The organism is Pseudorhodoplanes sp. (assembly GCF_035565795.1).
Classification (GTDB): Bacteria; Pseudomonadota; Alphaproteobacteria; order Rhizobiales; family Xanthobacteraceae; genus Pseudorhodoplanes.
Genome location: NZ_DATMRV010000139.1, coordinates 1 through 14017, shown reverse-complemented (window position 1 = coordinate 14017; position 14017 = coordinate 1). Strand labels below are relative to the sequence as shown.

11 protein-coding genes are annotated in these 14017 nt (G+C 60.1%); 4 read left to right on the top strand and 7 right to left on the bottom strand.

Annotated features, from left to right (window positions below):
- From VNZ93_RS13180 to VNZ93_RS13170, 3 genes are all read right to left on the bottom strand, one after another.
- Nucleotides 1-564, bottom strand: a 564-nt coding sequence (locus tag VNZ93_RS13180) for an efflux RND transporter permease subunit (protein WP_325705533.1), incomplete at its 3' end; no start/stop codon positions are given.
- 50 nt (nt 565-614) lie between these two features.
- Entirely contained in the window at nt 615-1811 is a 1197-nt protein-coding gene (locus VNZ93_RS13175; RefSeq protein ID WP_325705529.1) for an efflux RND transporter periplasmic adaptor subunit, read from the bottom strand.
- Between the two features lie 34 nt (nt 1812-1845).
- On the bottom strand, nt 1846-2700 hold the full coding sequence (locus VNZ93_RS13170) for an alpha/beta hydrolase (RefSeq protein WP_325705526.1): 855 nt from the start codon (nt 2698-2700) through the stop codon (nt 1846-1848).
- Between the two features lie 128 nt (nt 2701-2828).
- Between VNZ93_RS13170 and VNZ93_RS13165 the strand changes: the two genes are divergently transcribed.
- Nucleotides 2829-3785, top strand: a complete 957-nt coding sequence (locus tag VNZ93_RS13165) for a LysR family transcriptional regulator (RefSeq protein WP_325705523.1) — start codon at nt 2829-2831, stop codon at nt 3783-3785.
- 37 nt (nt 3786-3822) lie between these two features.
- Here VNZ93_RS13165 and VNZ93_RS13160 read toward each other — a convergent pair whose 3' ends face one another.
- From VNZ93_RS13160 to VNZ93_RS13145, 4 genes are all read right to left on the bottom strand, one after another.
- The gene (locus VNZ93_RS13160; RefSeq protein WP_325705520.1) at nt 3823-3936 is read right to left on the bottom strand and encodes a DUF2474 domain-containing protein; all 114 of its coding nucleotides are present in this window, start codon (nt 3934-3936) and stop codon (nt 3823-3825) included.
- Nucleotides 3937-4932, bottom strand: coding sequence for a cytochrome d ubiquinol oxidase subunit II (cydB, locus tag VNZ93_RS13155; protein WP_325705518.1), 996 nt, complete (start codon nt 4930-4932; stop codon nt 3937-3939).
- Between the two features lie 2 nt (nt 4933-4934).
- A complete protein-coding gene (locus VNZ93_RS13150; RefSeq protein WP_325705515.1) occupies nt 4935-6359 on the bottom strand; it encodes a cytochrome ubiquinol oxidase subunit I in 1425 nt (474 codons plus the stop codon).
- Between the two features lie 397 nt (nt 6360-6756).
- Nucleotides 6757-7968: a glycoside hydrolase family 18 protein gene (locus VNZ93_RS13145; RefSeq protein ID WP_325705511.1), complete on the bottom strand. Its 1212-nt coding sequence runs from the start codon at nt 7966-7968 to the stop codon at nt 6757-6759.
- A gap of 199 nt (nt 7969-8167) precedes the next feature.
- On the opposite strand from VNZ93_RS13145, the gene VNZ93_RS13140 reads away from it, so the two are divergent.
- The 3 genes from VNZ93_RS13140 to VNZ93_RS13130 all read left to right on the top strand — a co-directional run bounded on the left by VNZ93_RS13140 (nt 8168) and on the right by VNZ93_RS13130 (nt 13861).
- On the top strand, nt 8168-11524 hold the full coding sequence (locus tag VNZ93_RS13140; protein WP_325705509.1) for a glycosyltransferase: 3357 nt from the start codon (nt 8168-8170) through the stop codon (nt 11522-11524).
- The gene (locus tag VNZ93_RS13135) at nt 11521-12903 is read left to right on the top strand and encodes a polysaccharide biosynthesis/export family protein (RefSeq protein ID WP_325705506.1); all 1383 of its coding nucleotides are present in this window, start codon (nt 11521-11523) and stop codon (nt 12901-12903) included. The genes VNZ93_RS13140 and VNZ93_RS13135 overlap by 4 nt, the downstream gene beginning before the upstream one ends.
- A gap of 196 nt (nt 12904-13099) precedes the next feature.
- Nucleotides 13100-13861 (top strand): SDR family NAD(P)-dependent oxidoreductase, encoded by a 762-nt coding sequence (locus VNZ93_RS13130; protein WP_325705503.1) that lies wholly within the window; start codon nt 13100-13102, stop codon nt 13859-13861.
- Nucleotides 13862-14017 lie beyond the last annotated feature (156 nt).

Sequence of the window (14017 nt, the reverse complement as noted above, 5' to 3'; positions counted from 1 at the left end):
CCGCATGGAATAGTCACCGGCGCCCCACATCAACACCTGACCGACGCCATCGATGCGCGCCAGACGATCCCTCACATTCAGGATCGCGTAGTTGCGCAGATAGGTCATGTCGTAGCGGTCGTTCGGCGACAGCAGGTGGACCACCATCGTGAGATCGGGCGAGGACTTGACCGTCGTGACGCCCAGGCGTCGCACTTCTTCCGGCAGACGCGGCTCGGCCTGATTGACCCGGTTCTGGACGAGTTGCGTCGCCTTGTCGGGATCGGTGCCGAGCTTGAACGTGACGGTCAGCGTCATCACGCCATCGGTCGTGGCCTGGCTGCTCATGTAGAGCATGCCCTCGACGCCGTTGATCTGTTCCTCGATCGGAGTAGCCACCGTCTCCGCGATCACCTTCGGATTGGCGCCCGGATATTGGGCGCGCACGACGACCGAAGGCGGTGCGACCTCTGGATATTCCGAAATCGGCATCACCCGCAGCGCCAGCAGGCCGGCCAGAAAGATCAGAATCGAGAGGACGCCGGCAAAAATCGGCCGATCGATAAAGAAACGGGAAATGTTCATGTCACCCCTCCCCCGCGCCCGGCGCGGCGGGAATACCGGTTAAATGCTCATCAGTTCCTGGACGTTGACGGCAGGTCCATCGAAACCATCTGCGGCTCGACCACCGCGCCCGGCCGAACGCGCTGCAGGCCGTTGACCACAATGCGTTCGCCGGATTTCAGGCCGTTGGTCACAATCCGAAGGCCTTCGACCGATGGCCCAAGCGTGACTTCGCGGTAAGCTGTCTTGTTGTCGGCATCGACCACGAGCACGTATTTCTTGTCCTGGTCGGTGCCAATGGCGCGTTCGGAGACCGCGAGCGCAGGCTCGTTCTTGGCCTGTCCCATGCGCAGCCGCGCGAACTGACCGGGAATCAGCTTGCCGTCCGGATTGTCGAAGACCGCACGCACGCGCACCGTGCCGGTGCGAGCATCCACGTGATTGTCGATGAGTTGCAGGTGCCCCTTGAAGCTCGTGCCGTTGCTTGTCACGGTCGACATCTCGACCGGGATGCGTGCGATCTCGCTGTTTCCACGGCCATCGCTGCCGATCGATTCGATCGCGCGTGCGACCACCTGCTCGTCGGCATTGAAGCTTGCATAGATCGGATCGACCGAAACCAGCGTGGTCAGGACCGGAGACGTCGGACCGGCCGCGACCAGATTACCGACCGTGACCTCGAGCCTGCCGACGCGACCGGACACCGGCGCACGCACCTGAGTATATTCGAGGTTCAGCTTCGCCGATTTCAGAGCGGCTTGTGCGGCGCGCAGATTGGCCTCTGCTTCCCGATGCGCATTCATGCGCTGGTCGAGGTCACGCTGCGAAATGATCTGCGTACCCGAAAGCTGCTGGCCGCGATCCATCTCGCTCTTGGTGAGGAGAACGCGCGCCTGAGCGGCAGCAACCTGGGCTTCGGCGCGCGCGACTTCGGCGGCATAAGGATCCGGATCGATAGTGACGAGCAGATCGTTCTGCTTCACCAGCGCGCCTTCACGGAAATGGACCGATTGCACGGCGCCTGCAACGCGCGAGCGGACCTCGACGCGCTCGATGGCTTCGAGCCGCCCGGAAAATTCATCCCACAATGCCACGTTCCGCTGCTCGACAAGCGAAACAGAGACCGGCAGGGCCGGCGCCGACTTGGCGGCGGCCTGCTGTCCCGAAGCATTGTCGGAGAATGTGACGACCGCGCCGGTCACTGCGACAAGCGCCAGCGCAGCTACACCGCCGAGAAGCAACCTGCGACGAACGAACGATTGGACCATGGTGGACTCCAAAGGGCTTTCAGGCCCGAACGGGTTAACGAACGAAGGAAGACGGCTCCAACAGGCGCTTTTTGCCAGTCGTCTCTGCGAAGAAAGAGGTGAAGGCATCACGCAGCGCATCGCGCCACGCGGCGTCCGGATCTGCATTGCGATAGAGAGCGCAGGGCCAACCGGTCGGGGCCTTTAGAAAATCTTCTCGGATCGGGACACCCGAATCCCGCAGCTTGCGGGCATAGGCCGAGGTTTCATCGCGCAGAAGATCGTCTTCCGCAGTGATCAACAGCGCGGGGGCGAGACCCGAAAGCCGCGAGGAGACAACCGGCGATGCGTAAGGATGCACTGCATGCACAGCCGTGCCGAGATAATGATGCCAGCCGTCCGCCCATTGGCAGCCGCCAGCGCCGGCCTTCGCCTCGCGGACCGAGCAGGTTGCAAGACGGGAATCCAGCATCGGCGAAAGCAGGATTTGCCCTGCGAGCGACGGCGACTTCTGGTCGCGCGCCATGAGCGCAAGCCCTGCGGCGAGATTGCCGCCGGCTTCCTCGCCAGCGACATACAGCGGCGCCCTCTTCGGAGACCAGGCAGCCTTGCCGCGCGAGAGAACCGAGAGCACGTCAAAGGCAGTGTCGAGCGCCTTCGGGAAGCGGTGTTCCGGCGCCAGCGGATAGTCAATCGACGTAACAATCGCGCCAGCTTCAGCGAGCAGCGTTGCAGCGGCGCGACCGGCTTCGAGGTTGCCGTAAATGAAAGAGCCACCATGCAAGTGCAGCACTGCCGGCGCCACCGGCTTGACGTTCGCCGGCCGATAGATCCGGACCCCGGCCAGGGCACCGCCCCGCACGGGGACGGTCTGATCGCTCCAGATCACTTGCGGACGCGTGGTGGTCATTGCGGGCTGCATTGTCATTGCGGCCAGGCCGCTTAGATATTGCGATGCAGCGTAACGTATATGCTCGTTTCTTTGTATAAATACCGATATTATGGCTTCACTGTTTCTATATGGGAACAATATCGCCCATGACCGTGCACCAGGACGTATCTCCCCGTTACGATCAGCTCGCGGCCATGCGGGCATTTGCGCGGGTGGTGGAGGCCGGGACGTTCACCCGCGCCTCGGAATCGCTCGGCATGCCGAAGGCGACGCTGACCAAGCTGATCCAGATGCTGGAGGCGCATCTGCGGACCCGCCTTCTCAACCGGACCACCAGGCGCGTCACCGTGACAGCGGACGGGGCCGCTTATTACGAGCGCGCGGTTCGCCTGCTCTCCGACCTCGACGAACTCGACGGCAGCATGACGACCTCGCAGGCAATGCCGAAAGGCCGCATCCGCATCGACGTCAGCGCAACGCTTGCAATGCGCATTATCATTCCGGCGCTGCCGGAGTTTCATGCGCGCTATCCCGACATTCAGCTCGACATCGGCGTCACCGACCGGCCGGTCAATCTCATTGCGGAGAACGTCGATTGCGTCGTTCGCGGCGGCGAAATCACCGACCAGTCGTTGATCGCGCGCCGGATTGCGGAGCTGCAGTTCATCACCTGCGCAGCACCGTCCTATCTGGAACGCCATGGCGAGCCTCAGTCACCGTCCGATCTCGAGAAAGACCATTATCTGGTCGGATACTTCAGTCCTCACACCGGCCAGCGATGGCCCATGACGTTCCGGCTGAATGGAGACACGGTCCAAGTAACCGGCCGCTACATTGCGTCCTTCAATGACGGCACCGCATATGTTGCGGCGGGACTGGCGGGGCTCGGCGTGATCCAGGTTCCACTTTTCATGGTTCAGGAGCATATCCTGGAGCGGCGATTGCAACCGATCCTGCGAAAATGGGCCGGCGAGATCATGCCGCTTCACGTCGTCTACCCGCCCAACAGACACCTCAGCGCAAAACTGCGCATCCTGGTGGACTGGCTTGTCGAGATATTCGCCAAGAGCACGGCGATGCGTCCGATCGCTTTGCCCGACTGATGATGGTAGCGGGCAGCCGGCAATCGACGGCCTTTTTTCAAACGAGCCAGAAGCGGATTCCGTAGCTGACCGCAACGACGGTCGCAACGCCGGCCAGCCACAGTGCGACGAACCAGAGCAGCCGGATCCGGAGCGGCGGCGGTTCGGCCATTTAATGGTAGCCCTCGCGGGCGACCTTGCCTCTGAAGATCCAGTAGGAATAGCAGGTGTAAGAGAGGATGACCGGGATCAGAATGCCGGCTCCCACCAGCATGAACAGGAGACTCGACGTTGGTGCAGCCGCCTCATGAATCGTGATCCGGCCCGGAACGATGTTCGGGAAGATGCTGACGCCTAGGCCCGCCATGCTCAGCGCAAACAATGCCAGGGCCGAGAGGAAGGGCAGACGTTCGTATCGCCGTCTCAGGCTGAGGGCGAGCGTCAGCGTCACGATTGCAACTAGCAGGGGCACCTGAGCTGTGAACAGCACATTCGGCCAGGCGAACCAGTTTTCGTAATACGCCTCCTGAAGAAATGGCGTGGCGAGACTGACCGCCGCTATGCAGGCGACTGTTGCGATCCCGGCGATCCACGCAAACCGATAGGCCTGCTCCTGCAGCGCCCCTTCGGTTTTCATGATCAGCCAGGTCGAACCAAGCAGCGCATATCCAATGACGAGACTGACACCGGTCAGAATGCTGAAGGGAGACAGCCAGTCCCACCAGCCGCCGGAATATGCGCGTCCTGTGACGGCGATGCCCTGCAGCAGCGCTCCCAGTGCGACACCCTGTGCGAACGCCGCAAGCATCGAACCGCCCGCGAACGAAACGTCCCAGAATTTCTGGTGACCCGGATCGCGCCAACGGAACTCAAATGCGACGCCGCGAAAGATCAGCGCCAGCAGCATCGCAATAATGGGTGCGTAGAGCGCGGGCATGATGATGGCATAGGCCAGCGGAAACGCAGCCATCAGTCCGCCGCCGCCCATGACCAGCCAGGTCTCGTTGCCGTCCCATACCGGCGCCACCGAGTTCATCGCCTGATCGCGATGGCGGCCGCGCGGCAGAACTGGAAACAAAATCCCTATTCCCAGATCGAACCCGTCCAGCACGACGTAAATGAAGATTGCGATCGCAAGGATGAATGCCCAGAGTATCGGAAGATCCATGGTCACACCCCTTTGGTCCCTATGGCGCGGTCAGGATCAATCGCGGATGCCGGCGTTATGCCTGCGCTTCTGATCGGCAGGTCGCCTTCTTCCAGTCCGGGCTCGGCGATGGCCGGCGCGTGGCTCATCAGGCGCAAGATGTACCAGGTCCCGACGGAAAAGACGGTGAAATAGACCACGATGAATGCGACCAACGAGGTGGCGACTGCCGGCGCATCGAGTGGCGACGCGGAGTCAGCCGTTCGAAGAAGCCCGTACACCGTGTAGGGCTGCCGCCCGACTTCAGTAGTCACCCAGCCAGCGATGACGGCCACGAAACCCGCGGGTCCCATGGCAAGCGCGAAGCGGTGCAGCGGCCGCCATTCGTAAAGGCGCTGACGTATGCGCGCGTACAGCGCGAACGCGCCCAGTGCGATCATCAACAACCCGAGGCCAACCATGATGCGAAACGACCAGAACACGATGGCGACCGGCGGCCACTCCTTGCGCGGGACTGTTTTCAATCCCTTCGTAGGAGCGGAAAAGCTGTGATGCAGGATGAGCGAGCCGAGCTTTGGAATGGCCAGCGAATATTTCACCGTCGCCGTCTCCTGGTCGGGAAGACCGAACAGGAACAAGGGCGCCCCGTCGGGATAGCTGTCGAAATGCGCCTCGACGGCCATGATCTTTGTCGGTTGATGCTCAAGCGTGTTGAGACCATGGGCGTCACCGACGAAGGCCTGGATCGGTGCAACGACGATCACCATTCCCATCGCCATCGAGAACATCACCCTAGCGCCCGGATTGGTCCTGTCGCGCAGGAGATGCCAGGCGCCCACTGCCCCGACGACCAGCGCCGTCGTGAGATAGGCGCCCAGTACGGTATGAACGAGCCGGAACGGAAAGGACGGATTGAAGATGATCTGCCACCAGTCCGCCGGTACGAATTGTCCCGCATCGCTGATCGAATGGCCGGCCGGCGTCTGCATCCAGGAATTGGCCGCGAGGATCCAGAACGCCGACAGAAATGTGCCGAAAGCGACCGCCAGCGTGGCAGTGAAGTGGAGACCCTTGCCGACGCGGTTCATGCCGAAAAGCATGATCCCGAGGAACCCCGCTTCCAGGAAAAACGCCGTCAACACCTCATACGCCATCAACGGCCCGATAACCGGGCCGACGCGATCGGAGAACGCGGACCAGTTCGTTCCGAACTGGTACGTGAGCACAATGCCGGACACCACGCCCATCGCGAAGGACAGCGCGAAGATCTTGATCCAGTAGCGGAACAGATCGAGGAAGACCGATCGCCCCGTCCAGAGCCAAAGACCTTCGAGCACTGCGAGGTAGCTCGCCAGGCCAATGCTGAACGCCGGAAAGATAAAGTGAAAGGAAACGGTGAAGGCAAACTGGATACGAGCCAGCAGGAGCGCGTCGAAGCCCTCGAACATATCCATCTCCATTCACGGACGTGGCAACGTAACACAAACCTGAATGTTCGCCCACAGCAGGGCATTCCCTCGTCCGCTGAGGGGCCGAGCGAGGGCGCAAGACTGCGGCAATGGAGAAAGTCCCGGTTCGAGCCATGGCAATCACGGCGGCTGCAATCCCGAAAACTCCTGATCATGCTCGGGCACACATTCAGAGCAGCATTTCGAAACCACGGGTATTGCGTGTGGTTCACGAACACACCGAAAAGCAAGCCGATTCGGCCGCTTCAGAATGCCGGCACAGAGCGTGAGAGCTCATCGCGGAAGGATCATCGTTGTGGCGGCCGACGCATTTGCGGCCGTCCCGCGATGCAGCACCGGATTTGCGGGCGTGAATGCGGACGGCCGCCGGACATCCTTATCTGGTGCGTAACTGCCGATGAATCGCGGGCAGCAACGATCCGTCGTCGCCACTCAGCTCCCAGATCATGACGCCACCAAGACCTTGGCTGCGAACATAGTCCAGCTTCCTTGTGATGGATTCGGAATCGTCATAGCTGATCCAGACACGCTTCTCATCATTGAAGAGCCAAGGCACCTGTGCCTCGGGGTGCCAGAAGCGCTTGAACCTCCTTGCCGTCGCACTGCGCAGCTCGCGAAATGAGACCGTTCCGACGCCCCATTGCTTGTTCGACAGATCTGGTTCGGCGCTCTGGAACAGTCCGGCGCTCTCGCTTTTTACTCCGCTGTATCCGTGCCCGAAGAATGGCAGTCCCATCATAATCTTTTCACGTGGCACGCCTGCCGCCAGATATCGCTCGACTGTCGCATGCACATTCATGCCAGGTGCTGGGTCATTGGCAACGGCAAAGAGAGGAGCGTTGAAATTCGCAAGACGTCCTCCCGTATTGTAGTCGTATGTCATCAGGTTGATCCAATCGACCACATTACTGATCTGCGTCCAGACCAACTTCTCAATTGCCTGTCTGACGGACGCTGGAGCGGCGATCGTAAGCAGATAGCGACGGGACACCTCCGTGCCACGCGCGTCGAGTTGCCGTCTGAACTCCGCAAGCAGAAGCGCGTAGTTCTGCCAATCGTCCGGTCGATACTTGTTTTCAGGACGACCGCCGACGAACGGATACTCCCAATCCAGATCGAACCCATCGAACAGCCCGGGCCAGCGATCAAGAAAGAGCGTCAAAGCGGACGTCACGAACTTGCTACGGGAATCTGGCGTCAGCGCAACGTCGGAAAACTTTCCAGACCAGTTCCATCCACCAACGGCCACCAAAACCCGAAGATGAGGGTAGCGCTTCTTCAACTCGCGCATCTGCGCGAAACTGCTTCCGGGCTGCAACGCGGCGCCGATCTGCCCATTGCAGGATCCGACATCCTGGCATGCGTCACCCAGAATGGCTTCGCCGTCGCCCGAAATGTTCGCGAACGCATAAATGACGTGCGTGAGCAACTCGCCCGGAATTTGCGCCGGGGTGTATCCGCCGTACGCGGCCCACGACGCGTAGTACCCAACGATGCGAGGGGCATGGCTGGCGGATGAGGCCCCTTGCGCAGTTGACCAGCCAGACACTGTCGTCAGACAGAGTAACGCGAGAATAATGCGGGACATAGTGACCCTCGCCTGCAGCCAAACCAGACGCTACCTCGCCTTTTCAATCGGCAAAGCTGCATTTTCTACAAAGGAGTACCTCTTAAGGCTTAGGCCGCTAACGGCGCTTACGTCTTAGGAATGCATGGTCAATTCTGCCCGTCTCTGAGAGCATCATTCAACGATTGCTTACTCCCATCCGCCACGCAGGAGCGCGACGATGTCGGAGCTAACGAGAGGAGACCGCGAACAGCATCCCGTTTTTCTGGACAAGCGGGGTAACAGAGCCTTTTGCACCAACCTTTTCCTCGCCGCTGTCGGTATATCCGCCGCGATCGGGATTCTTCTTGTCGCGCGCGGACTAATTTTGACGCCCGCCTTGCCACCACTTTCCGCAGGCGGCCCGACGCTGCAATCCGCTCCATCCAGCCCTGAGGATGCGAACAGACCCTCATTGGTCCTGGCGGTTAATAGCGTGCACAATCGGTACATCCCGCAGCAAGCCGTTCACGCACTCCGATTCGCATTTCTGGACCATGCCGACGTCGGGAGTTTCGCCTCGCTTCAGCAACACGCCAATCAGATTGACGCTATCATCCCCGATTGGCTTGAAATCGCGAGGCCCGACGGAGTCGACATGCTAAAGGCCGAACGGAAGGCTCGCACGGTACAGATATGGCTGCGTCAGCATGCACCGCATATCAAAATCTATCCTGAGCTTTCGACCACGATGAGGGGTGGAGACCTCGTCGAACTCCTGGTCGACCCGACCGGGCGAAAGCGGTTGATCGATGCAATCACGCGCTACTTAAAAGACAATAACTTCAGCGGCTTGACCGTTTCCCTGGGTCACCTTCCGAGATCCGCTCATCGTACACTTGTCGCTTTTCTGGAAGAGTTGGGTCACGCCCTTCGTGCTGATGGACGGCAGCTATTGTTCATGCTGCCTGACGATGAAACGGCTCAACGCATCAAGGCCCTAACCCGCCCGTGCGACTATGTCCTGCTCAAGCTTCATGATGATGACAGTACCCAACAAACACCGATCGCTGCCCAAAACCGTTTCGAGGCTCGCCTCAAATCGCAATCCGCGGGCATCGACCGAAGTAAGCTGGTCGTCGTAGTCGCTTCGCTCGGATACGACTGGGATGAATGGGGCGGCAAGCGCCTGATTTCCAACCAGGCGGCTTGGGACCTTGCTTCCCGAACGAACACGAAGCCGGTCTTTGATCCCGGCAGCCTCAATCCGGGTTTCACCTATCGTGACGAAACGGGCACCCACCATCACGTTTGGTATCTCGACGCTGTAACCGCCTTCAACCATTTGAGGGCGGCACTGGCCACTCAGCCGAGCGGCATCGCTATCTGGCGGCTTGGGCTTGAAGACAGGGGCGTCTGGGCTTCGGCCGGACGTGGCAGGCTGCCGGACGAAAGGGCACTCGCGGACATCATTAGCATGGCGCCTGGGTATGATTCGTTTACACGGGCAAATGCAGTTGCCCTAGGGGTTCAGCCGGGTAACGCCGGCGAACGGCAGATCTCGTACAATCCGGGCCTATCGCTCGCGGTCAATCAATCGATCGTCACGTTTCCACGACAAGCAGTCCTGACCGAGTGGCACCCCGCCGAACCCGACACGATAGCCATCACGTTCGACGACGGCCCGGACCCGAACTACACGCCGAAAATCCTTGACATCCTCGCACAAAGATCCGCCAAGGCGACATTCTATGTCGTTGGCGTTAACGCATTAACGTACCCGGATTTGCTCCGGCGCATTTACGACGAAGGGCACGACCTCGGGCACCACAGCTGGTCCCACGCAGAAATGCATTCAGGCGCCAGCCTTGCACGGATCAGATCCGAGCTGAACGGCACTCAGCGCGTATTCGAGGGAACGCTTGGCATCAAGTGCGTTCTCTTTCGTCCGCCATATACCGGGAGCAACTATTCGCAACTCGATAATGCCGTGGATCTGGTGAGGATTGCAGCAGAGCTCGGTTACGTCTTCGCCGCCTTTGATGCGAACAGCTTCGATTACTTCTTTCAAAGAGACCAAATCGTCGCCGAAACGCTCGCTCGGGTACAGAGTGGCGCGCGGGTACTCTTGTTCCACGACGCGGGCGGTGATCGGCAACGCACCATCGATGCCCTGCCCATCGTCATCGATGAGTTGCAGGCCAAGGGCTTCCGTTTTGTGACGACTCACGAGTTGATCGGGAAGTCACGCAGCGACATCATGTCACCAGTCGTTCCAGACTCGTCGACCGAGCGCGCCGAGGCGTTGATCAGGGTAAAATCAGCTGGCTTTCTGCTTAGGCTCAGCGAAGCTATCCCGACCGTCGCAATTGCGGCGGCGCTTCTAGGCATCCTGCGCATCTTGCTGATCATCATTGCCGCGCTAGTCCAGGCACGCAGGACATCCGGTCGGCGCGTTCAATGGCATCCCGACAAGATTGCCGTTTTGGTTCCTGCCTACAATGAAGAAGAAGTGATATGCAAAACGGTCTCGGCATTGCTGTCGTCGACATGTGCCGATCGGCTTCAGATCCTAGTTGTTGACGACGGCTCGCGCGATCGAACGTCGGACGTCGTACGCGAGGCCTATGGTCACGATCCGAGGGTTCTGGTCCATCGCAAAGACAATGGCGGGAAGGCATCCGCCCTCAATTTTGGCATCGATATGACGGACGCCGACATCATCGTGGCGATCGATGGCGATACGATCCTTACACCGGATGCCATCGATCATCTCGTAACGCATTTTCGCGATCCGACGATCGGAGCGGTCGCAGGAAACGTTATTGTAGGAAATCAAACGAACCTGATAACGCGATTCCAGGCGCTTGAATACATCACCAGCCAGAATCTGGATCGCAGAGCGTTTGAACTGGTCAACGCAATCGGGGTCATTCCAGGCGCCATCGGAGCATGGCGGCGCAGCGCCTTGATTGAAGCACAGGGATATTCGAAAGACACTCTTGCCGAGGATGCAGACCTTACGCTTTCGATCGAGCGCAATGGCTGGCGGGTTGTTGGTGAACCACGGGCACGTGCGTTGACAGAGGCGCCTGAAACCGTGCGTTCGTTCATGAAGCAGCGGTTCCGCTGGATGTTCGGAACCCTTCAGGTCGCTTGGAAGCATGCAAGGCGCCGCGGCCGCGGCCACGGGGTCACTCTTGTTGTCATTCCGAACGTGTTCGTATTCCAGTTTGGCTTCACGCTGCTCGCGCCCATTATGGATATCCTTCTCGTTATCGCCGTGGCCGGCGCCCTGATCGATGCGGAAAACGAGACGTCCGTCCTCCTCGCCAAATACTGGGTTTTCTTCCAGACGGTAGATGCGATTGCCGCTGCGGTCGGCATCGCCTTGAGTCATGAGCGAAGGAGCTGGCGGCTGCTCCCGCTCATTTTCCTGCAGAGATTTTGCTATCGCCAGCTTCTGTACGTGGTCGCTACCCGGGCATTACTGGCGGCGATCAAAGGACGGCTGGTTGGTTGGGGCAAGCTGGTTCGAACAGGGAGCGTGGCATTGCCGGCATCGCAAGACCTGCAAACGGGAGTGAAGACATCATGAGCCCGGCTGGACACTTATTTAGCCGCAAGGAATTGCTTTATCTGCTTATCGCAGCGACTTCCGCTACGACCATCCCGGCACGCGCGCAGACCGCTGCGCTGGCGCCCGCAGTCGTCGAGGCCGAAAGCACTCCCAATACCAACAACGCGCCGGCGTTCACCGTGGGCGATCGGCTCAAGATTACATTTTTCGAAACTCTGCGGTCAGATCCGGGGCGTAAGAACCTGTTGTCCAGTCTCATCGAGCATCCCGAACTGTCTGGCGAGTACGTGATACAGAATGACGGGCGGATCTTTCTTCCGTTCGTCGGTGATGTTCTGGTCGCCGGTCATACGCAGGCCGCGTTTGCCCGTTCGGTAGAGGCAGCCATCTCGGACTTATTCGGAAGTCCGATCAAATTGATCGTTCAGATTCTGGAGCGCGAGCCGATCTATGTGACTGGTCCGGTGGCAAGGCCCGGCACCTTCAAATACGTTCCGGGGATGACAGTCCTCCACGCTATTGCGCTCGCCGGGGGGGCCGATGGCACCTCAAACGATCAATGGAGCCGCTTCGAGATGACGCGAGAGCACGAGCGGATACAAAAATCCAGGGAGCGGCTGGCACGATTATTGGCGTCCAGAGATGTTCTAGTGGCCGAGCGCGACGGCAATAGACCAACACCATCGCAGCAGTTGATCGACCTGGTCGGAGAATCCGCCGGCTCGCGCATGATCGCCAAGGAAGAACAGATGCGCACGCTTGAATTGCATCGCCTCAGCAACGAGGAGGAAGCAATTGACGCTATAGACCAAGCATCGAGGAAAGAGCTGCGGGCGTTGCGCGAAAGAACAGCTCAGATCGAGATCTACCTAAAGGGGAAGAGCGAATACGTTCAGACCCTGAGCAACATGCGTACAAGCGGCGTCGTCACCGAGACGAATTTTCACGTGGCGCAAAGCGAACTGAACACCGTTCGGGAGCGCTGGCATGAGATCCGATCGACGATCGCGCAGCTCGAGCGAAAATTGATTGAGCTTCACCATCAGAAGACACGCGGTGAGTTCGATGAAAAGATCAAGCGGGAGCAGCTAATCAAGTCCGTGCAGAGCCAGATTATGGAGGAGCGGATCACGCAGGCGACGTTGGGCCGCTTGAACTTCGAGCAGATCGACGTCTCCAATGGCGGTTCCGGCAACGCGGCAATTCGCTTCCGGATCGTTCGACGCACTGCATCCGGCGTGGAGCACCTCGATTCGACCAGAACCTCGTTATTCGAGACCTTGTGGCCGGGAGACGTCCTGCAACTCGGACGGAGTTCGTCAACTACGGTAGGCGCCGCGGCAGACGCGGACCGTCGTACCGCCGGCCATCGCACTGAAGGAAGGAGTGTCGAATAGCCCGAAAAGCCACGTGCCCTGTCATTGCTTGCCGTGACATCCGAGATAGGCATCGCGCCCGCGACCAGGCGGCGTCGGCACTTCTGAAGCCGCCGCGCAATATCTCCGAATTCTCTCCCACCCGAGCTGGCTGTCCGGTTGCGTAAAGGCCCATTCCATCACTAGTGTCGTCTCAGGATAGTGGCCTGAGACAATCATGAGCGATGAAGCTTTGCAGCCTGGCGACCTGATTATCGTCACCGGCGCGGCCCAGGGAATTGGGCGCGCCATTGCGCTACGCCTCGCCGAAACGGGCGCAAGGCTTTGCCTGTGGGATGTCCTGGAGCAAAAGCTTGAAAGGACCGCCGAGGAGTGCCGGGAGCGCGGAGCGGAGGTCTTTCCCTCTGTCGTGGATATGAGCGATATCCGGGCGATCGAGACCGCGGCGCGCGACACGCTCGGCCGGCTCGGGACGCCCTATGCGCTTATCAATAATGCGGCGATCTTTCCTCGGTCGTTCGTCGTCGACATGGAACTCGACGAATGGGAGGGGGTCCTGCGGATCAACCTGACGGCGCCCTTCCTGCTCACGAAACTCTGCGCGCCCGCCATGGTGGCGGCGAGGCGCGGCGTGGTCATCAATGTCGCCTCGACGGTCGCACTGCGGGGCGATCCGCGCGGCGCACATTATGCGTCGTCCAAGGCCGGCCTGATCGCCCTGACTAAATCCTATGCGCAGGCTTTGGGACCGAGTGGCATCCGGGTGAATTGCATCCTTCCCGGCATCTCGGATACGGCACAGCCGCTCAACGGAATGACCCGCGAGGAGTTGCTCGCCAAGGGCCGCGATATCCCGCTCGGCCGCATCGGGCGGGCCGAGGACATGGTGGGAATCGTCGCCTTCCTGCTCGGTCCCGAGGCGCTCTACATCAGCGGCCAGTCGATCGCGATCAACGGCGCGGCGATGGCTATCCCGTAAATTCCGGTGTCGGGCTCCCGGTGACTTTGGACAAGTCGAGTTCCGACGGGGTCACGAGAACGCAGTCACCGTCAGCGTAGACCCACGCCCCGGTAACAAAGCGCGCGCCGCCGAATGCGACAGGCACGCCGTGGTGACCCGTCACGGTCAGCCAGC